Here is a 17,672-nt window from a genome sequence, read left to right as displayed (position 1 = left end):
TCAGGCGAAGTCGAGCTGGACCTTGATCGCCTTCGACTTGTCGGCGGCGAGGTCGAAGGCTTCCACTGCGCGGTCGACCGGGATCGACGCCGTCAGCAGCGGCGAGAGATCGATATTGCCCGAGCCGATCATCGCCACCGCCCAGTCGAATTCCTCATGGAAGCGGAAGGAGCCGCGCAGGTCGAATTCCTTGGCGACGACGACATTCATCGGCAGCGTGAACTGGCCGCCCACGCCGATCTGGACGATGACGCCGCCCGGCCTGACCACGTCGAAGGCGCCGGTCAGCGCATGCTGGTTGCCGGAAGCCTCGAACATCAAGTCGAAGGCGCCCTTCTCCGCGCCGTACTCGGCCTTGAGCCGCTCCGGCTCGGCCGCGACATTGACCGTCGCGGTCGCGCCCATCTTGCGCGCCACCGGCAGCGGCCCGTCGACCACGTCGGTCGCGACGATCTCGGAAGCGCCCGCAGCCTTGGCCGCGAGGATGGTGAGCGCGCCGATCGGGCCCGCGCCCGTCACCAGCACGCGCTTGCCGAGCAATGGCCCGGCGCGCTTGGCGGCATGGAGGCAGACCGAGAGCGGCTCGGCGAAGGCGGCCTCGGCCGCGGTGACGCGCGGCGCCACCTTCACCGCCTGCCGCTCCTCGACAACGAGCACGTCGCGGAAGCCGCCCTGCACATGCGGGAAGCGCATCGCCGAGCCGTAGAACAGCATGTCCGTGCAGTGTTGCTGCAGCCCCATCTGGCAGTAGCGGCAATGACCGCAGGCACGGCTTGGATTGACCGCGACCCGGTCGCCCGGCTTCACCCGCGAGACCTCGCCGCCGATCGCCTCGACCCGGCCGGCGATCTCATGGCCGAGGATCATCGGCTCGCGCACGCGGATCGTGCCGAAGCCGCCATGCAGGTAGTAATGCAGGTCCGAACCGCAGATGCCGCCGGCCTCGATCCGCACGCGCACGTCGCGCGGCCCGAGCTCGGGCGCGGTCGTCGGCTCGACCCGCAGATCCTTCTCGGCATGGATGACGACGGCACGCATGGGACGCTCCCGAATTCGCCGCGCGACGGCGCGCGGCACCATTGTCTAATCGATTGAAACCTGCTTACCCAAAGCGGCGCCCCCGGCGCAAACCGAAATCGCCGCATCCGGCATTTTGCGAGGATAAGCCATGTCGCTGTCGCTGTTCAGTCTCGCCGGCAAGATCGCGCTCGTCACCGGCTCGGGCCAGGGCATCGGCCTCGCGCTTGCCGAAGGCCTGTCGGATGCCGGCGCCCATGTCGTGCTGAACGGCCGCGACAGGGCGAAGCTGGAGCGGGCGCAGCAGGCCCTCGCTGCCGCCGGCCGCAAGGCCTCCATCGCCCCCTTCGACGTCACCGATCACGCGGCGGTCGAAGCCGGCGTCGCCATGATCGAGGCCGAGATCGGCCCGATCGATATCCTCATCAACAATGCCGGCATGCAGAAGCGCGCGCCGATCACCGAATTCCCTGTCGAGGGCTGGCACGAGGTGATCAACACCAACCTGCACTCGGTGTTCTACGTCACCCAGGCCGTGGCCAAGCGCATGGTGCCGCGCAAGCGCGGCAAGATCATCAGCATCGGCTCGGTGATGAGCGAGCTCGGCCGCGCCACCATCATCCCCTACACGGCGTCCAAGGGCGCGGTGAAGATGATGACGCGGGGTCTCGCCGCCGAACTCGGCAAGCACAACATCCAAGCCAACGCCATCGGCCCCGGCTATTTCGCCACCGAGATCAACGCCGCGCTGATTGCCGACGAAGCCTTCTCGAACTGGGTCTGCACCCGCACGCCGGCCGGGCGCTGGGGCGAGACGAAGGAGCTCGCGGGCGCCGCGATCTTCCTGTCCTCGGCCGCGTCCGACTACGTCAACGGCCACCTGCTGATGGTCGATGGCGGGCTCACCACGGTGGTGTGAATCCGTTCGGCCCCAATTGTCATCCCGGGCGCAGCGAAGCGAAGACCCGGGATCCATTCCGGAACGGTTCAGGCATGGATCCCGGATCGGCGCAGCTTCGCTGCTTGTCCGGGATGACACGCGTGTACGCTAGAACAGCAGGCCGTGCCTATCAGGCCGCAGCCTTCGTGACTGCCTCGACGACATCGTCGACCGCGCGCTCGACCAGATCGCGATCATCGCCCTCGGCCATGACGCGGATCACCGGCTCGGTGCCGGAGGGGCGGATCACCAGGCGGCCGCTCTCGCCAAGAAGCTGCTTCGCCGCCTCGATCGCGCTGACCACCGGCTGCTCCTCCAGCGGCTTGCCCTTCTTGTAGCGGACGTTCTTGAGGATTTGCGGCAGCGGCTCGAAGCAGTGGCAGACCTCGGAGACCGGCTTGTCCATCCGCTTGACCACCGCAAGCAGTTGCAGCGCCGCGACGAGCCCGTCGCCGGTCGTGCCGAAATCCGAGAGGATGATGTGGCCGGACTGCTCGCCGCCCAGGTTGAAGCCATGGTTGCGCATGTGCTCCAGCACATAGCGATCGCCGACGGCGGTGCGCGCCAGCGTGAGGCCGAGCCCCGCGAGATAGCGCTCCAGACCGAGATTGGACATGATCGTCGCGACGATGCCCGGCGCCGAGAGCCGGCCATCCTCCAGCCAGGAACGCGCGATCACCGCCATCAACTGGTCGCCATCGACGATCTGACCCTGCTCGTCGACCACCAGCACGCGGTCGGCATCGCCGTCGAGCGCGATGCCGACATCGGCGCGCAATTCCCGGACCTTCGCCACCAGCGTCGACGGATGGGTCGAGCCGACATCGCGGTTGATGTTGAAGCCATCGGGCTCGTCGCCGATGACGATGACCTCGGCGCCCAATTCCCAGAGCGCCTGCGGCGCCACCTTGTAGCCAGCGCCATTGGCGCAATCGAGCACGATGCGCAGGCCTTCGAGGCTCATGTTGCGCGGCATGGTGCGCTTGGCGAACTCGACATAGCGCGCATCGGCGCTGTCGATGCGCTTGGCGCGGCCGAGCTTCGGCGAGCCCGACAGACGGGGGGTCAGATCACTATCGATCAGCCCCTCGATCTCGCGCTCGACCTCGTCATTGAGCTTGTAGCCGTCCGGCCCGAACAGCTTGATGCCGTTATCCTCGTAGGCGTTGTGCGAGGCGGAGATCATCACGCCGAGATCGGCGCGCATCGAGCGCGTCAGCATTGCGACCGCCGGCGTCGGCATCGGGCCAAGCAGCATCACGTCCATGCCAACCGAGGTAAAGCCCGCGACCATCGCGTATTCGATCATGTAGCCGGAAAGGCGGGTATCCTTGCCGATCACCACCCGGTGGCGATGCTCGCCGCGGCGGAAGGCGAGGCCCGTGGCCTGGCCGACCTTCAGGGCGAGGTCCGGCGTGATGACGCCGTTCGCCCGCCCGCGAATGCCGTCCGTTCCGAAATATTTGCGCGTCATCGTGATTCGGTTCCCAGCGGCGCCTCGCGCCCGGTTTTGCGCGTTCTATAGCCAAAAAACCTTTCCGCCTTCTCACAAATTGTGACGGAGCGTGACATCGCCTCCGCGCAAAGAAGAAGGGCGGCCTCGCGGCCGCCCTTCTCGCATTCCGTGGAAGCCCGCCTCAGCCCTGCGGCTGCGGTTCCAGGCCGGCGTCCGGCTCGCCGCGCTTACGGCCCTTGCCGGCGCTCGGGACGGCCGAGCCGCGCGGGGCATGCGGCGTGTCGTCGAGATCGCGCGACGGGCGCTTGCCCGCGATCAGGTCGCGGATTTCCTCGCCCGTCAGCGTCTCGAACTCGAGCAGCGCCTCGGCCACCGCGACGAACTCCTCGTGATGATCGGTGAGGATCTTCTTGGCGTCGGCATAGCCCTCGTCGACGAGGCGCTTCACCTCGGCGTCGATCTTCTGCGCGGTCGATTCCGACAGCGACTGGCTGCGGCCCATCGACATGCCCAGGAAGACCTCTTCCTGATTGTCGCCATAGGCGACCATGCCGAGCTCGTCCGAATAGCCCATCTGCGTGACCATGGCCTTGGCCATCTTGGTCGCCTGCTGGATATCGCCGGTGGCGCCCGAGGTGACGTTCTCGCGGCCGAAGGTGATCTCCTCCGCCACGCGCCCGCCCATGGCGACCGCGAGCTGCGAGGTGAACTCCTTGAACTTCATCGAGTAGCGATCGCCCTCCGGCAGGAACTTGACCATGCCGAGCGCGCGACCGCGCGGAATGATCGTCGCCTTGTGGACAGGAATGCCGGCCGGGACATAGAGGCCGACGATGGCGTGGCCAGCCTCGTGATAGGCGGTCAGCTTCTTCTCTTCCTCGGACATGGCCATGGACTTGCGCTCGGCGCCCATCATGACCTTGTCCTTGGCGTCCTCGAACTCGCCATGGGTGACCATGCGCTTGCCGCGGCGGGCTGCGAGCAGCGCCGCCTCGTTGACGAGGTTCATCAGGTCCGCGCCCGAGAAGCCGGGCGTGCCGCGGGCGAGCACCTTGAGGTCGACATCCGGCGCCATCGGCACCTTGCGGACATGGACGCGCAGGATCTTCTCGCGGCCGGCGACATCCGGGTTCGGGACGACGATCTGGCGGTCGAAGCGGCCCGGACGCAGCAGCGCGGGGTCGAGCACGTCGGGACGGTTCGTCGCGGCGATGATGATCACGCCCTCGTTCGGCTCGAAGCCGTCCATCTCGACGAGGAGCTGGTTCAGCGTCTGCTCGCGCTCGTCATTGCCGCCGCCGAGACCGGCGCCGCGATGACGGCCGACCGCGTCGATCTCGTCGATGAAGATGATGCAGGGCGCGTTCTTCTTGGCCTGCTCAAACATGTCGCGGACACGGCTGGCGCCGACGCCGACGAACATCTCGACGAAGTCCGAACCCGAGATCGTGAAGAACGGCACATTGGCCTCGCCCGCGACGGCACGCGCGGTCAGCGTCTTGCCGGTGCCGGGAGGGCCGACGAGCAGCACGCCGCGCGGGATGCGCCCGCCCAGCCGCTGGAACTTCTGGGGATCGCGCAGGAATTCGACGATCTCCTGCAGGTCCTCCTTGGCTTCGTCGATGCCCGCGACATCCTCGAAGGTGACGCGGCCATGCGCCTCGGTCAGCAGCTTGGCCTTGGACTTGCCGAAACCCATCGCCCGGCCGGCGCCGTTCTGCATCTGGCGGGACATGAAGATCCACAGGCCGATGAAGATGACGAAGGGCAACGAGTTGACCAGCAGCGCCATGAACCAGGGCGTGCCTTCCGACGGCGCCTTGGCCGAGACCTGCACGCCCTTCTGGGCCATGGTCTTCAAGAGGTTCGGATCGCCATAGGGCGCATAGGTCACGAAGCTGCGACCATCCGAGAAGGAGCCGGAAATCTCCTGGCCGGCGACGACGACGTTCGACACGCGTCCGGCCTCGGCCTCGTTGATCAGCTGGCTGTAGGGGATTTCATTGGTGCTGGCACGCTGGCTCGGGCTCTGGAACAGAGTGACCAGCGCCAGCACCAGCAGGAAGATCACCACCCAGAGGGCGAAATTGCGAAAATTCGGATTCATTCCCAGTCCGATCGGGCCTCCCGGAGCAGCCGGGCGAGGCCTAGAGTTTCCCGACGATCAATTTAGGTGTCGCATACGTCGTTGCCAAGGGAAAGCAATGGCGTGGCGGCACTATGACGCCGAAGGGTGAACACCGCGTCTGCGCGGGGGCTCGGCTTGCAGCGCCAACACACCGTCGCGGCCGAGCGAAAGAACGCAGCCCGACAAGGTGCGGCGTAGTGCCGAGCCGGCGCGAACCGCCTCGATCAGAGCCGCCCCACAGGCCTCCAGCCGCTCCAGTCGGCCATATCCCTCGCTGCCCGGCACGGCCGCATCGAGGGCCAGCCCGAGAACCCGGAGCACGATCTCTTCCGGCTCACGGATAAGCGCTGAAAAACGCAAACGCAGACCTTGCTCCGCGGGCTCATCCGGCAGCACGACCTCGGCGAGTGCCTTGCCGGCGCGGTATGCGGCCGCCTCGTCCAGGCGCTCAAGCCGCTCAGCCAGACGTCCCAGCCGCTCCGCCGTCAGTCCCTGCTCCGCCAGAACCGGCATCGCTTCCCGCCAGCGCACCCGCTCGAAGCGCTGGTCACGATTGCTGGGATCGCGAACGAAAGGCAGCCCGCGCGCTTCTGCCGTCGCGACGAGGCGCGCCTTGGAAATGCCGAGCAATGGCCTCGCCAGCCGAACCCCATTGACCTCGCTCCGCCCCCGCATTCCGACGAGCCCGGACGGGCCGGAGCCATGGGCGAGCCGCATCAGCATCGTCTCGGCCTGATCGTCGAGCGTATGGGCCGTGACCAGCACCGCGCCGCCGAGCCGCCTCGCCTCGTTCGCCAGCAGGGCATAGCGGGCGCGCCGGGCCTCGGCCTGCAAGCCGCTCGCCGGCTTGGCCCCTTCCCAGCGCAAGGTTGCATGACCGACACCGAGCTTCGCGCAAAGCGCAGCGACCGCGGCGGCCTCCTCGGCCGATTCCGGGCGCAATCCGTGATCGACAGTCGCCGCATGAAGTGCCGGCCGTCCGGGCATCCGAGTCCATGCCGCCAATAGCGCCAGCAGGACTATCGAATCCGGCCCGCCGGAGACGGCGACAAGCAGGGCCGTCTCACACGACAGCCCTTCAAAAGCAGCGCCGGCCTCGACGGACGAGACCGGCGCGATGTTCTCTGCGATCGGGGCCGCGCTCAAGCGCAGCCGGAGCGGCGGCGTTCGCGGGCGATGCCCTGGCGCACGGAGTTGGAAGCGGAGGGATAGTCGATGCCGACCTTGGCGTAGGTGGCGCAGGCCTGTTCCTTGGCGCCGAGCCCGTTCAGGGACATGCCGAGCTTGAGCAGGCTGTCCGGTGCCTTGGCCGCCTTCGGCGACCCTTGCGAGATCTTCAGGAACTGCTCGGCCGCCTCGCGATAGCGCTGACGCTGGAGATAGCTCTCGCCGAGCCAGTAGGTCGCATCGACCGCCTGCCGGTCGCGCGGATAGCTCTGGAGGAACTGGCGGAAGCCCATCTCGGCCTGTTCGTATTCCTTGCGCTGGAGCGAGGCGAAGGCGAGATCATAGGCGTCCTTGGCGCTCTGCGGGCCGCTGGCGGCAGCGACGCTCGCGCCGCGTGGCCTGTCCTGCGGCAGCCCGCCCTGCGGCACCGGGCGCCCGACGCCCTGGAGGTCGAGCGGCTGGCCGGTGGCCGGGCCGCCGGCATAGTCATCCTCGATGATGCCGGCGATCCCGGCGCCACCGCCGAGCTGCTGCGGCCCGCCGGCTGCGCCCTGCTGCATCGTCGGGTCGAAGGCATCGCTGCGGCGCTGGCGCTGCGGCTGCGGCGCTCCGCCGGCAGGCGGCGCGCCCGTCGCGCCGGGGGCAGCCGTATTGGGGCGCCCGCCGCCGCTCTTCTCGTTCATGCGGAAATCGACGTCTTCCTGGAACTTGCGGAGCTGCTCGGAGAGCCTGCGGTTCTCGAACTGGAGCTGCTCGATCTGGCCGGACATCTGGCGCAGCTGGTTTTCCAGCCGCGTGGTGCGGACCAGCAGATCGGCCGCATCCTGCGCCGTGGCCGGCACGACACCGCCGGCCAACGCAGCGGAGAGCGCCAGAGCGGCCAGTCCCGGACGGGAGAGATGGCGGGCTAGGAGAGAACGAAGCATCGTTGAGACCGGTTTCCGTACATGTCGCGCGCGTCTCTATACCATCAGCGCACCACGGCCAAAATATGAACGTTTTCATGGCGGGCCTGATCAGAGGGCGCGCCATGTGCAAACCTGAGGCAAACGCAGAAAGAACCACTGGCGCTTTGCCGGCGACCTCCCTACATTGGCAGAGCGGGGCTGCCTGGTGCGTGAGAGACAGCATTCCCCGGGCCCATACGACTCCCTAGGGAGCTGTCCCTGACCGGTTCCATTGGAGCCGGACACACGGCGCCCACCTACTTTAGTAGGTGTCCCGGGATTCAAAACTCCACGGCCGAGGTGGCTCCGCAGCCCTTATGACGACGACGTCCGCCACGCAGGTCACACCCTCCCCGCGCAAGGCGGCCCTCCGCGCGGAAGCGCTGGCCCGCCGCGACGGACTCGATCTCGACAACCGGCTGGAATGGGACGCGGAGATAGCCGCGCACGCCCTTGCCCTCCCCGTCTGGAAGGGCAGCACCGGCCCGGTCTCGGCCTATTGGCCGATGCGCTCGGAGGCCGATCCCCGCCCGATCCTCGAAGCCCTGCACGAGCGCGGCCTGCCGCTCTGCCTGCCGGCGATCGTCGACAAGCGCATGATCTTCCGGCGCTGGGCGCCCTATGAGCCGATCGTACCCGGCGGTTTCGGCACGCTCGTTCCCGCCCCGGATCAACCGGAGCTTGACCCCACGATCCTGCTGGTGCCGCTCGCCGCCTTCGACCGGCGCGGCTACCGCATCGGCTACGGCAAGGGCTATTACGATCGGGCACTGACCGAGCTCGGCCCGACCGTCAGCATCGGCATCGGCTATGCCGCGCAGGAGATCGAGGCGGTGCCTGACGAACCGCATGACCGGCGCCTCGACTGGATCGTGACCGAACGCGAAACCCTTCGTTGCGGTTGATTCCCGCGCGCCTTCGCGCGAGGGAGAAAGCCTTCACGGTTTTCGAGTCTGTTTCATGCGTCTTCTCTTCCTCGGTGACATCGTCGGCCGCCCGGGCCGGATTGCGGTTCAAGAGCGGCTGCCCGCCCTGCGCGAGGCCTGGAAGCTCGACTGCGTCATTATCAACGGCGAGAACTCCGCCGGCGGCTTCGGCATCACCGAGGCGATCTGCGACGAGATCCTCGCCGCCGGCGCCGATGTGGTGACGCTCGGCAACCATTCCTGGGACCAGCGCGAGGCGCTCGTCTTCATCGCCCGGCAGGACCGATTGATCCGCCCGGCCAATTATCCGCCCGGCACGCCCGGCCGCGGTGCAACCGTGATCGAGGCCCGCAACGGCGCCCGCGTTCTCGTCGTCAACGTCATGGGCCGGCTGTTCATGGACGCGCTCGACGATCCCTTCGCGGCGGTCGAGCGCGAACTCTCCGCCTGCCCGCTCGGCGAGGTCGCCGACGCCGTCATCGTCGATGTCCATGCCGAGGCGACCAGCGAGAAGCAGGCCATGGGCTATTTCCTCGACGGCCGCGCCAGCCTCGTCGTCGGCACGCATACCCATGCGCCGACCTCGGACACCCGCATCCTGCCCGGCGGCACGGCCTACCAGTCCGATGCCGGCATGTGCGGCGACTATGATTCCGTGCTCGGCATGCAGAAGGACGAGCCGGTGCGCCGCTTCCTGCAGAAGGTGCCAGGCGCGCGGCTGGAACCGGCGACCGGCGAAGGCACGCTCTCCGGCGTCGCGGTCGATATCGACGATGCGACCGGCCTGGCCAAGGCGGTCTGGGCCGTGCGTGTCGGCCCGCATCTCAGCCAGGCCGTGCCCGAAGCCTGGATTTCCTGACGCTTTCCGGCGCGCGCAGCGCTTGCACGCGGGCAGAGCCGGCGCCTATAAGGCCGGCTTCCAGCGCTTTCCGCCGCAACCTCTGAAGGTAACGAGCTCCCATGGCCGGCCATTCACAGTTCAAGAACATCATGCATCGCAAGGGCAAGCAGGATGCCGTGCGCTCCAAGCTGTTCTCGAAGCTGGCCCGCGAAATCACCGTCGCCGCCAAGATGGGCATGCCCGACATCAACATGAACCCGCGCCTGCGCATGGCCGTGCTCGCCGCGCGCGCCGAGAACATGCCGAAGGACAACATCCAGCGCGCCATCAACAAGGCGGCCGGCGGCGAAGGCGACAACTATGACGAGGTCCGCTACGAGGGCTACGGCCCGGGCGGCGCCGCCGTCATCGTCGAGGCGCTGACCGACAACCGCAACCGCACCGCCTCCGCCGTTCGCTCCTACTTCACCAAGGCTGGCGGCGCGCTCGGCGAAAGCAACTCCGTCTCCTTCATGTTCAACCGCGTCGGCGAGATTTCCTATCCGCCGGAAGCAGGCGACGCCGACAAGCTGATGGAAGCCGCGATCGAGGCCGGCGCCGACGACGTGATCTCGGACGAGAACGGCCACACCATCCTCTGCGCCTTCGACGCGCTGAACGAGGTCTCCAAGGCGCTCGAAGCCTCGCTCGGCGCCCCCGCATCGGCCAAGCCCGTCTGGCGCCCGACGACGACCGCCCCGCTCGACGAGGACAAGGCCGGCTCGATGATGCGTTTGATGGAGGCCCTCGACAACGACGACGACGTCCAGAACGTCTTCGCCAATTTCGAGATCGCCGACGACATCATGGCGAAGCTCAGCGCCTGAGCCGAAGCCAGCGCGCTCCACGTCATGGTCGGGCTTGTCCCGACCATCCACGTCTTCCTTCGTGCAAAGCCGTGTTCAAAACGTGGATGCTCGCCACAAGGGCGAGCATGACGATACAGCCTCCGCCTACCGCCCGATCACGACATCCCACAGCGGCAGGCTGATCAGCGCGCTCAAGAAAATCACCAGATAGGCCCCGCGCCGGAACGTCTCCTCCGAGGCCAGCCGGAAGCCATGCGTCCCGGCCCAAAGCCCGATGCCGTAGACCGCGAAGAGCGGTACCGCCATCAGCAGGGCTCCGCCGGTCAGAATCCCCTTCCACCACAGCACCGTGCCGCTGATCAGCGTCGAGACGCCGAAGAAGGCCTGCAGATTGGCCCGCGTCTTGTGCCGGTCGTTGCGCTGCGCTCCCAGCCAGAACACCGCGAGCGGCATGCCGCCGATCGAGGCCATGCCATTGAACAGTCCCGACAGCGCGCCGACCCCGAGCGAGAGCGGGATCGTCGGCCGTCCGTGATAGCGCCAGCCCGATGCCATCAGCGCGACCGCGATCAGCACGAGCGAGGCCAGAACCCAGCGCATCGTCTCGCGGTCGAGCCAGATCAGCAGCCAGATGCCGGCCGGTAGCGCCAGCGTCGCCGTCAGGAGCAGCGGCAGGATTTCGCGCCATTCGGCCGTCCTGGCGCTGCGCGCCGCGATCGGCAGCGCAAAGGGCAGGTCGATGAACCAGATCAGGCCGAGCGCCGCGACCGGCCCGAGCACGACCGAGGCCAGCGGCATGAAGACCATGGCGAAGCCGAAGCCGGTGAAGCCGCGCACCAGCCCGCCGAGCAAGGTCGCGGCCAGCAGGACGGCGATGCCGTCGGCGCCGACGCCCGGCATGAAGGAAGACAGGATCGAGAACATGGAGCCGGCTGGAGAAGAAAGATGCGGCGAACCATGCCCGCGCGCCGGTAGCAAGAACAACTTTCCTTTTTGATGGCATCGATCAGGGGAATTCATCCCGCCCCGTCCCGTCGCCCGTCTCGGCGCGGGACAAATCCGAAACATCCGCTAGTTTGCAGGCATCATGGCTCCTCCGATTCGCATCCTCGGCATCGATCCCGGCCTCCGCAAAACCGGCTGGGGCATCGTGATTTCGGAAGGCAGCAAGCTCTCCTTCGTCGCCTGCGGCTGCATCGAGAGCGACGGCACGCTGTCGCTCGGCCAGCGCCTGCGGCAGTTGCACGAGGGCCTGAACAAGGTCCTCGCCGCGCACCGTCCGCACGAGGCCGCCGTCGAGGAGACCTTCATCAACCGCGACCCGCAATCGGCGCTGAAGCTCGGCCAGGCCCGCGGCATCGCATTGGTCGTGCCGGCGCTCGCCGGGCTCGATGTCGCGGAATACGCCGCCAATCTCGTCAAGAAGACCGTGGTCGGCGTCGGCCATGCCGACAAGAAGCAGGTCCAGGCGATGATCCGCGTGCTCCTGCCGAAGGCCGAGACAAGCTCGGCCGATGCCGCGGACGCACTCGCCGTCGCGATCTGCCACGCCCAGCATCGCGGCATGAAAGCGCTGGTCGCGCAGATGAAGGCATCATGAGCCCCATGCTGCCGATCGACATTTTTCGCGACACTCCCTCGCCTGAGTCATCCCGGACGGAGCGGAGCGAAGATCCGGGATCCATTCCGGAACCTCACCGAGACATGCTCCGGAATGGATCCCGGGTCTCCCTGCGGTCGCCCGGGATGACGCCTGGAGGAAATCAATGATCGGCAAGCTCAAGGGCCTGATCGACTCCTATGGCGAGGATCACGTCATCATCGACGTGCAGGGCGTCGGCTATGTCGTGCAGTGCTCGGCGCGCACGCTCCAGCGCCTGCCCCAGCCCGGCGAGGCTGCCGCGCTCTCGATTGAGACCCATGTCCGCGAGGATGCGATCCGCCTCTACGGCTTCCTGTCCGATGTCGAGCGCGACTGGTTCCGCCTTATGCAGGTCGTGCAGGGCGTCGGCGCCAAGGTCGCGCTCGCCATCCTTTCGACGCTGGACCCCGGTGCGCTCGCCACCGCCATCGCCACCAATGACAAGGCCGCCATCGCCCGCTCGCCCGGCGTCGGCCCCAAGCTGGCGCAGCGCCTCTGCGCCGAGCTCAAGGACAAGGCGCCGGCCTTCGGCCATATCGACCCCGGCGTCGTGCAGTTGTCCGGCGCGCTGGAAGACAGGAAACTGCCGCAGCCGATCGCCGACGCCGTGTCGGCGCTCGCCAATCTCGGCTATCCTCAGGCGCAGGCGGTGGCGGCCGTGGCGGCTGCCGCCAAGGCCGCCGGCGATGGGGCCGGCACGGCCCAGCTCATCAAGCTGGGCCTGAAGGAACTGGCGAAGTGAGCGAAGCGCCCGACGAGCTTCAATTGCGCGTCGTCACAGACAAGACCGAGCTCTGCCGCATCATGCTGGCGAGCTGGGGCTCGCATAGCATGATGATCGACCTGCACGTCTACGACGTTGCCGAGATCGACGCGCTCGGCCTGTTCGAACCGTCGGGCAAGACGGCGGCGCTGGCGAGCTGGACCGTGCGAGGCGACAGCGCCTATCTCTGCGCGCTCCATTCGCTGAAGCCGGGCGAAGGCGTCGCGATCCAGATGCTCGACGCCGTGATCTTCGCGGCGCGCAAGGCCGGCGCCAAACGGCTCAAGGCCATGCTGACCAATGACAATATGCCCGGCATGACCTTCTACCAGCGCCGCGGCTTCCGTCTCTCCGGCCTTTATCTCGAAGCGATCGACCACTATCGCTCGGTCGAGCCGAACATCATCAGGACAGGGTACAAGGACATCCCGATCCACGACGCCATCGAGCTGGAGATCGCGCTGTGAGCGGGCGGCTGGGCACGCAATACCTGCTCTTGTTCGCCGCGCTCGGTTTCGGGCTTGCGGGGCCTTTGGTCGGGCTTGTCTGCATCCTCATGGCTTTCGGCCTCTTCGACACGTTCTTTCAACAAGGGCCGACCGGAACGGTACTGCGGGCATCGCCGGACTTTGGGCGCTTCTACGCCATGTCGCATCAGCTCCTGTCTCCGATTGCGATCCAGATGGCTTATGTTCTCGGCACAGCCCCGGCCGTGAGCACGGGTGTCCTCGCCGGAATGCTCCATAGGCGTGCCCCGTCCTGCACAGGCTTTCTGCTGATCTGCTCGCTTGGCGGGGCAGCACTGAGCGGCATCGGCTCCCTCGCCATAACCGGCGATACGCAGATCGCGCTCATCGCCGCTTTTGCCGGAGCAAGCGCCGCACTCGTCCTGTGCGGCGCCTTCTGGAAACTGGCGCAGCCGCGCGCCCTGCCCGTTCTTGAACAGGAGTTGTCGTGAGCGAACCCAAACGCTCCGGCCTGATGACGGCCGAACGCCGCGACGACGACAGCGAGACCTCGCTGCGTCCGCTGTCGCTGTCCGATTTCACCGGCCAGGCAGCGGCACGCGCCAATCTCCAGGTCTTCATCAACGCCGCCAAGAGCCGTGGCGACGCGCTCGACCATGTCCTCTTCGTCGGCCCGCCCGGTCTCGGCAAGACGACGCTGGCGCAGATCGTCTCGCGCGAGCTCGGCGTCAATTTCCGCTCGACCTCGGGCCCGGTCATCGCCAAGGCCGGCGACCTCGCCGCCCAGCTCACCAATCTCGAAGAGCGCGACGTGCTCTTCATCGACGAAATCCACCGCCTCAACCCGGCCGTGGAGGAAATCCTCTATCCCGCGATGGAGGATTACCAGCTCGACCTGATCATCGGCGAAGGCCCGGCCGCCCGCTCGGTCAAGATCGACCTGCCCAAATTCACCCTCGTCGGCGCCACCACGCGCGCCGGCCTTTTGACCACGCCGCTGCGTGACCGCTTCGGCATCCCGATCCGGCTGCAGTTCTACACGGTCGAGGAATTGCAGGGCATCGTGGCGCGCGGAGCCCGCGTGCTCGGCGTGCCGATGTCCGACGACGGCGCCAACGAGATCGCCAAGCGCTCCCGCGGCACGCCGCGCATCGCCGGGCGCCTGCTCCGGCGCGTGCGCGACTTCGCCATCGTCGACGGCGACCCGATCGTCACCCGCAAGGTCGCCGACAAGGCGCTCTCCCTGCTCGATGTCGACGCCATCGGCCTCGACCAGATGGACCGGCGCTATCTCACCACGGTCGCGGTCAATTTCGGCGGCGGCCCGGTCGGGATCGAGACCATCGCCGCCTCGCTCTCCGAGCCGCGCGACGCGATCGAGGAGATCATCGAGCCCTTCCTGCTCCAGCAGGGCTTCATCCAGCGGACGCCGCGCGGGCGCCTGCTGACGCCCCATGCCTTCCGCCATCTCGGCATGCCTGAGCCTTCGCGCGAGACGGCCCAGTTCGGCCTGTTCGGCAATGACGAGGACGGCGAATAAAGCGGCGCCTCGTCCGGCATATGCAGGACGCGCGACCGCCCGCCGCGCTTCATCGGTCAGGCATCGCCCCGGAGATCGCCATGTCAGCCACCCGTCTCGTCGCATCGGTAGCAACCGTCTTTGGATTGCTGGCGGCCGGCCTTGCCCTCGCCGATGACAGCGTCCCTTCGGGCCCGGTGAAGGAGGCTTATGCGATCACGGTCAAGACGCTCGCCGGGCGCGGTGCGCCGCCCTGGCGCCCGCCGCATCGCGACAAGCTGATGACCAGGGACTTCGCCGCCCTCTTCGCCCGCGACGACCTCTTTCAGGACGAGGCCGGCGAGATGGGCCATATCGGCGCCGCCCCCTTCATCAACGGCCAGGACGGCGAGGTGAAGAAGCTGAGCCTGGACACGATCCCCGTCGCGGCCGGCAAGGCGACGGTGCTCACGAATTTCCGCAGTTTCGGCAAGCCGGTCGTCGTCGAGTTCAGGATGCTGCGCGAAAATGGCGGCTGGCGCATCGACGACATCGTCAACAGCTTCGAAGGCAAGGCCTATTCGGTCCGCGAGCAGCTCTCGCAGCCTTATGATTGCGGCTCCTTCATGGGCAAGCCCTGCAAGCGCTGAACGCTCGCAGGGCTCGACACTGCGCTACGACTGCCGCGCGATCTTCGAGCGCATCATCGCGGGCCGGGCGCCTGCATCGTTCAGCGCGCCGGATTTCGCAGCCTTCGGATTCTCGACCGGCCGCATGCCCTTGCTGGCCGTGCGGCTGGCGGGCCGCTCGGCCGCGAGCTGGCGCTGCTTGAGGGCGAGCGCCTTGCGCGCGAGGCTGCGCTGGCTCGGGATCTTGGCCTTCTCCTCCCGCCGCGTGCGCTCGGCGCCGACCCGCTTCAGCGCCGCCGTGAGCGCATCGGCCTTCGCCTTGGTGCCGGTATTGTCGGTGGCTGGCTTGGTCCCCTTGGGCTCCGCCTTGCCGCGCATCTCGCGCTTCTGGCGCCGTGCGCCGTCACGCGCCTTGTCGCGGCGTTCGCGCAGCTTGCCGGCGAGGTCGCGCAACGCGTCGTCCGGGAGAGCCCCGATCGCACCGCGCTGGGTGCTGGCGACGAGATCGGCCTCGGTCTTGTCGAGCAGCCTCGCTGTCGCCTTGCTGGATTGCGCCATGACAGGTCCTCCCTTGCTGAGATCACGCAACGGGCAACGCCCTTCCGGCAAAGCAGTTCCAGCCTTTCCGAAGCCGCCTCTCCTGGTCTATGGCAGCTTCAGCCATTCGAAACCGCTCCGGAGCGCCATGAGCAGGGTCCATCGCATCGAGGTCCGCGTCTATTACGAGGACACCGATTTCTCGGGCGTCGTCTACCACGCCTCCTATCTGCGCTTCATGGAACGTGGCCGCACGGAGCTGATCCGTGCGCTCGGCGTCGAGCAGCGCGAACTCTTCGACGGCGAGACGGCGCTCGGCTTCGCCGTGCGCAAGATGACCATCGACTTCCTGCGGCCGGCCGTGATGGACGACCTGCTGACGGTCGAGACCCGCTCGGTCGAGGCGCGCGGCGCCACCATGGACCTGGAGCAGCGCGTGCTGCGCGGCGAGGAGGTGCTGATCGCTGCCGCAGTCAAGGTCGCCTGCGTCGGCGGCGGTCGCGCCCGCCGCATCCCGGACGGCTTGCGCAAGCGCCTGATGCTCGACGACTGACAGTCGACGCAGCCCCCGCCCGCATGTTAGCGCTCCTTACATGAGCTGGAAGCGCGACCGCCCCGAGACACCCCGCGGCTATCACCACGGCAACCTCAAGGAGGAGCTGGTGAAGGCCGCGCTCGGGCTGATCGGCGAGAAGGGGCCGAACGGCTTCACCTTCGCCGAGGCCGCCCGCATGGCCGGCGTCAGCCCCGCCGCGCCCTATCGCCATTTCCGCGACCGCGACGAATTGCTGGCCGATGTCGCCGCCCGCGGCTTCCAGGCCTTCGAGGCGGCCCTGTCGCGCGCCTGGGACCAGGGCCGGCCCGATCCCGAAACCGCCTTCCATCGGCTGGGGCGCGCCTATCTCGCCTTCGCCCATGACGAGCCCGCCTATTATTCGGCGATGTTCGAGGCCGGCGTGCCGCTCGACGCCAGCCCGGAACTGCGCGCCGCCGCCGACCGCGCCTTCGCCGGCCTGCGCCAGGCCTCCGAGGCGCTGATCGCGCAGCTCCCGCAGGGCAAGCGCCCCCCTGCCCTGATGATGGCGCTGCATGTCTGGGCGATGTCGCATGGCGTCGCCGCCTTGTTCGGCCGCGCCGATGGCGGGCGCCGCCCCCTGCCGATGTCGGCTGCCGAGCTGCTGGAGGCCGGCATGCTGATCTATCTCCAGGGCCTGGGCATCGGCCGCAACGGCCCCTCCACGCCCGGCTGATTCTTTTCCGCAGGCCGGCTTCTTGACAAGCGGCGGGGTCGAGCGCATCTATGTAAATGTGATTTACATTCACGCTGGTTCAGTGAGGGAGCAATGCCGATCGTCGAGAAGCTGGACGAATATGGAAAGGGTGCCTGGATCGCCTTCGCGGTTCTCGGCTTCATCCTGTTCTGGCCGTTGGGTCTTGCGACCCTGGTCTTTCTTTTCTGGAGTGGACGCATGGGTTGTGGATATGCCGGAGACCGGTACGAGCACCGGATGAACCGCCTGCAGGGCAAGATGGAGCGCCTGCGCGAGCGCATGGCCGGCCGTGACGGCCGTTTCGGCGGCGGCTTCGGTGGTTGGGGCGGCCGCGGCGGCCCGACCAGCGGCAACCGCGCCTTCGACGAGTACCGCGATGAGACGCTGCGCCGCCTCGAGGACGAGCAGCGCGAGTTCCACGACTTCCTGGGCCGCCTGCGCATGGCCCGCGACAAGGCCGAGTTCGATCAGTTCATGAACGAGCGCCGCAACAACCCGCCGGCCAACACCCCGACCCAGCCCGACGCGGCCTGATAAAGGCCCACCCCATCATCGGGACATCATCCAGCCCGCCTCGATCCTTCGAGGCGGGTTT

The 17,672-nt window shown here is 67.6% G+C and carries 20 protein-coding genes and 1 other RNA gene; 14 read left to right on the top strand and 7 right to left on the bottom strand.

Features of this window, described 5'->3' with window-relative positions; all coding sequences use genetic code 11:
* Entirely contained in the window at positions 1–1,038 is a 1,038-nt protein-coding gene (locus WFK61_RS08870; RefSeq protein WP_336811156.1) for an L-idonate 5-dehydrogenase, read from the bottom strand.
* Between the two features lie 130 nt (positions 1,039–1,168).
* Between WFK61_RS08870 and WFK61_RS08865 the strand changes: the two genes are divergently transcribed.
* Positions 1,169–1,936 (top strand): SDR family oxidoreductase, encoded by a 768-nt coding sequence (locus WFK61_RS08865; RefSeq protein ID WP_336811155.1) that lies wholly within the window; start codon positions 1,169–1,171, stop codon positions 1,934–1,936.
* Positions 1,937–2,087: 151 nt separating this feature from the next.
* Here the strand turns inward: WFK61_RS08865 and glmM are convergent, their stop codons facing one another.
* The 4 genes from glmM to ybgF all read right to left on the bottom strand — a co-directional run bounded on the left by glmM (position 2,088) and on the right by ybgF (position 7,634).
* Positions 2,088–3,431: a phosphoglucosamine mutase gene (glmM, locus tag WFK61_RS08860; protein ID WP_336811154.1), complete on the bottom strand. Its 1,344-nt coding sequence runs from the start codon at positions 3,429–3,431 to the stop codon at positions 2,088–2,090.
* Between the two features lie 163 nt (positions 3,432–3,594).
* Positions 3,595–5,520, bottom strand: coding sequence for an ATP-dependent zinc metalloprotease FtsH (ftsH, locus tag WFK61_RS08855; protein ID WP_336811153.1), 1,926 nt, complete (start codon positions 5,518–5,520; stop codon positions 3,595–3,597).
* Between the two features lie 111 nt (positions 5,521–5,631).
* Positions 5,632–6,687, bottom strand: coding sequence for a tRNA lysidine(34) synthetase TilS (tilS, locus tag WFK61_RS08850; RefSeq protein WP_336811152.1), 1,056 nt, complete (start codon positions 6,685–6,687; stop codon positions 5,632–5,634).
* Positions 6,684–7,634 carry a tol-pal system protein YbgF gene (gene ybgF, locus WFK61_RS08845; protein ID WP_336811151.1) on the bottom strand — a complete coding sequence of 317 codons (951 nt, stop codon included), beginning with the start codon at positions 7,632–7,634 and terminating at the stop codon, positions 6,684–6,686. Before ybgF ends, tilS begins: the two co-directional genes overlap by 4 nt.
* A 174-nt stretch (positions 7,635–7,808) precedes the next feature.
* On the opposite strand from ybgF, the gene ssrS reads away from it, so the two are divergent.
* From ssrS to WFK61_RS08825, 4 genes are all read left to right on the top strand, one after another.
* Positions 7,809–7,966, top strand: a non-coding RNA gene (ssrS, locus tag WFK61_RS08840) — 6S RNA.
* A gap of 6 nt (positions 7,967–7,972) precedes the next feature.
* The gene (locus tag WFK61_RS08835) at positions 7,973–8,560 is read left to right on the top strand and encodes a 5-formyltetrahydrofolate cyclo-ligase (protein WP_336811150.1); all 588 of its coding nucleotides are present in this window, start codon (positions 7,973–7,975) and stop codon (positions 8,558–8,560) included.
* Between the two features lie 55 nt (positions 8,561–8,615).
* The gene (locus WFK61_RS08830; RefSeq protein ID WP_336811149.1) at positions 8,616–9,440 is read left to right on the top strand and encodes a TIGR00282 family metallophosphoesterase; all 825 of its coding nucleotides are present in this window, start codon (positions 8,616–8,618) and stop codon (positions 9,438–9,440) included.
* Positions 9,441–9,541: 101 nt separating this feature from the next.
* Positions 9,542–10,288 carry a YebC/PmpR family DNA-binding transcriptional regulator gene (locus WFK61_RS08825; protein WP_336811148.1) on the top strand — a complete coding sequence of 249 codons (747 nt, stop codon included), beginning with the start codon at positions 9,542–9,544 and terminating at the stop codon, positions 10,286–10,288.
* A 126-nt stretch (positions 10,289–10,414) separates the two neighbouring features.
* On the opposite strand, the gene WFK61_RS08820 is transcribed toward WFK61_RS08825, so the two are convergent.
* Entirely contained in the window at positions 10,415–11,194 is a 780-nt protein-coding gene (locus tag WFK61_RS08820; protein ID WP_336811147.1) for a sulfite exporter TauE/SafE family protein, read from the bottom strand.
* Between the two features lie 163 nt (positions 11,195–11,357).
* Between WFK61_RS08820 and ruvC the strand changes: the two genes are divergently transcribed.
* The 6 genes from ruvC (at position 11,358) to WFK61_RS08790 (ending at position 15,290) form a co-directional block, all read left to right on the top strand.
* On the top strand, positions 11,358–11,870 hold the full coding sequence (gene ruvC / locus WFK61_RS08815; RefSeq protein WP_336811146.1) for a crossover junction endodeoxyribonuclease RuvC: 513 nt from the start codon (positions 11,358–11,360) through the stop codon (positions 11,868–11,870).
* A 166-nt stretch (positions 11,871–12,036) separates the two neighbouring features.
* A complete protein-coding gene (gene ruvA / locus WFK61_RS08810) occupies positions 12,037–12,654 on the top strand; it encodes a Holliday junction branch migration protein RuvA (RefSeq protein WP_336811145.1) in 618 nt (205 codons plus the stop codon).
* Positions 12,651–13,142 carry a GNAT family N-acetyltransferase gene (locus WFK61_RS08805; RefSeq protein WP_336811144.1) on the top strand — a complete coding sequence of 164 codons (492 nt, stop codon included), beginning with the start codon at positions 12,651–12,653 and terminating at the stop codon, positions 13,140–13,142. Before ruvA ends, WFK61_RS08805 begins: the two co-directional genes overlap by 4 nt.
* A complete protein-coding gene (locus WFK61_RS08800) occupies positions 13,139–13,633 on the top strand; it encodes a hypothetical protein (RefSeq protein ID WP_336811143.1) in 495 nt (164 codons plus the stop codon). Before WFK61_RS08805 ends, WFK61_RS08800 begins: the two co-directional genes overlap by 4 nt.
* Positions 13,634–13,656: 23 nt before the next feature.
* A complete protein-coding gene (gene ruvB / locus WFK61_RS08795; protein ID WP_336811201.1) occupies positions 13,657–14,682 on the top strand; it encodes a Holliday junction branch migration DNA helicase RuvB in 1,026 nt (341 codons plus the stop codon).
* A gap of 80 nt (positions 14,683–14,762) precedes the next feature.
* On the top strand, positions 14,763–15,290 hold the full coding sequence (locus WFK61_RS08790; protein ID WP_336811142.1) for a YqhG/Tai3 family protein: 528 nt from the start codon (positions 14,763–14,765) through the stop codon (positions 15,288–15,290).
* A 24-nt stretch (positions 15,291–15,314) separates the two neighbouring features.
* Here WFK61_RS08790 and WFK61_RS08785 read toward each other — a convergent pair whose 3' ends face one another.
* Complete coding sequence (locus WFK61_RS08785; RefSeq protein ID WP_336811141.1) at positions 15,315–15,827, bottom strand: hypothetical protein; 513 nt, start codon at positions 15,825–15,827, stop codon at positions 15,315–15,317.
* Positions 15,828–15,954: 127 nt separating this feature from the next.
* Between WFK61_RS08785 and ybgC the strand changes: the two genes are divergently transcribed.
* The 3 genes from ybgC (at position 15,955) to WFK61_RS08770 (ending at position 17,611) form a co-directional block, all read left to right on the top strand.
* Positions 15,955–16,359, top strand: coding sequence for a tol-pal system-associated acyl-CoA thioesterase (ybgC, locus tag WFK61_RS08780; protein WP_336811140.1), 405 nt, complete (start codon positions 15,955–15,957; stop codon positions 16,357–16,359).
* Positions 16,360–16,399: 40 nt separating this feature from the next.
* On the top strand, positions 16,400–17,056 hold the full coding sequence (locus WFK61_RS08775) for a TetR/AcrR family transcriptional regulator (protein ID WP_336811139.1): 657 nt from the start codon (positions 16,400–16,402) through the stop codon (positions 17,054–17,056).
* Positions 17,057–17,149: 93 nt separating this feature from the next.
* Positions 17,150–17,611 (top strand): DUF2852 domain-containing protein, encoded by a 462-nt coding sequence (locus WFK61_RS08770; RefSeq protein WP_336811138.1) that lies wholly within the window; start codon positions 17,150–17,152, stop codon positions 17,609–17,611.
* Positions 17,612–17,672 lie beyond the last annotated feature (61 nt).

Origin of the sequence: Allobosea sp. MMO-172, from assembly GCF_037147855.1 — a bacterium.
GTDB lineage: Bacteria > Pseudomonadota > Alphaproteobacteria > Rhizobiales > Beijerinckiaceae > Allobosea.
Note: the sequence above shows the minus strand (reverse complement) of the source record. Positions and strands in the feature narration are given on the sequence as shown.

Bases quoted from the DNA above. Each gene is read 5' to 3' on its own strand.
- WFK61_RS08770 (WP_336811138.1), top strand. From the start codon at position 17,150: ATGCCGATCGTCGAGAAGCTGGACGAATATGGAAAGGGTGCCTGGATC.
- WFK61_RS08785 (WP_336811141.1), bottom strand. From the start codon at position 15,827: ATGGCGCAATCCAGCAAGGCGACAGCGAGGCTGCTCGACAAGACCGAG.
- WFK61_RS08865 (WP_336811155.1), top strand. From the start codon at position 1,169: ATGTCGCTGTCGCTGTTCAGTCTCGCCGGCAAGATCGCGCTCGTCACC.
- WFK61_RS08830 (WP_336811149.1), top strand. From the start codon at position 8,616: ATGCGTCTTCTCTTCCTCGGTGACATCGTCGGCCGCCCGGGCCGGATT.
- WFK61_RS08870 (WP_336811156.1), bottom strand. From the start codon at position 1,038: ATGCGTGCCGTCGTCATCCATGCCGAGAAGGATCTGCGGGTCGAGCCG.
- ruvC (WP_336811146.1), top strand. From the start codon at position 11,358: ATGGCTCCTCCGATTCGCATCCTCGGCATCGATCCCGGCCTCCGCAAA.
- glmM (WP_336811154.1), bottom strand. From the start codon at position 3,431: ATGACGCGCAAATATTTCGGAACGGACGGCATTCGCGGGCGGGCGAAC.
- WFK61_RS08820 (WP_336811147.1), bottom strand. From the start codon at position 11,194: ATGTTCTCGATCCTGTCTTCCTTCATGCCGGGCGTCGGCGCCGACGGC.
- WFK61_RS08790 (WP_336811142.1), top strand. From the start codon at position 14,763: ATGTCAGCCACCCGTCTCGTCGCATCGGTAGCAACCGTCTTTGGATTG.
- WFK61_RS08775 (WP_336811139.1), top strand. From the start codon at position 16,400: ATGAGCTGGAAGCGCGACCGCCCCGAGACACCCCGCGGCTATCACCAC.
- ftsH (WP_336811153.1), bottom strand. From the start codon at position 5,520: ATGAATCCGAATTTTCGCAATTTCGCCCTCTGGGTGGTGATCTTCCTG.
- WFK61_RS08825 (WP_336811148.1), top strand. From the start codon at position 9,542: ATGGCCGGCCATTCACAGTTCAAGAACATCATGCATCGCAAGGGCAAG.
- WFK61_RS08835 (WP_336811150.1), top strand. From the start codon at position 7,973: ATGACGACGACGTCCGCCACGCAGGTCACACCCTCCCCGCGCAAGGCG.
- ybgF (WP_336811151.1), bottom strand. From the start codon at position 7,634: ATGCTTCGTTCTCTCCTAGCCCGCCATCTCTCCCGTCCGGGACTGGCC.
- ruvA (WP_336811145.1), top strand. From the start codon at position 12,037: ATGATCGGCAAGCTCAAGGGCCTGATCGACTCCTATGGCGAGGATCAC.
- ybgC (WP_336811140.1), top strand. From the start codon at position 15,955: ATGAGCAGGGTCCATCGCATCGAGGTCCGCGTCTATTACGAGGACACC.
- ruvB (WP_336811201.1), top strand. From the start codon at position 13,657: ATGACGGCCGAACGCCGCGACGACGACAGCGAGACCTCGCTGCGTCCG.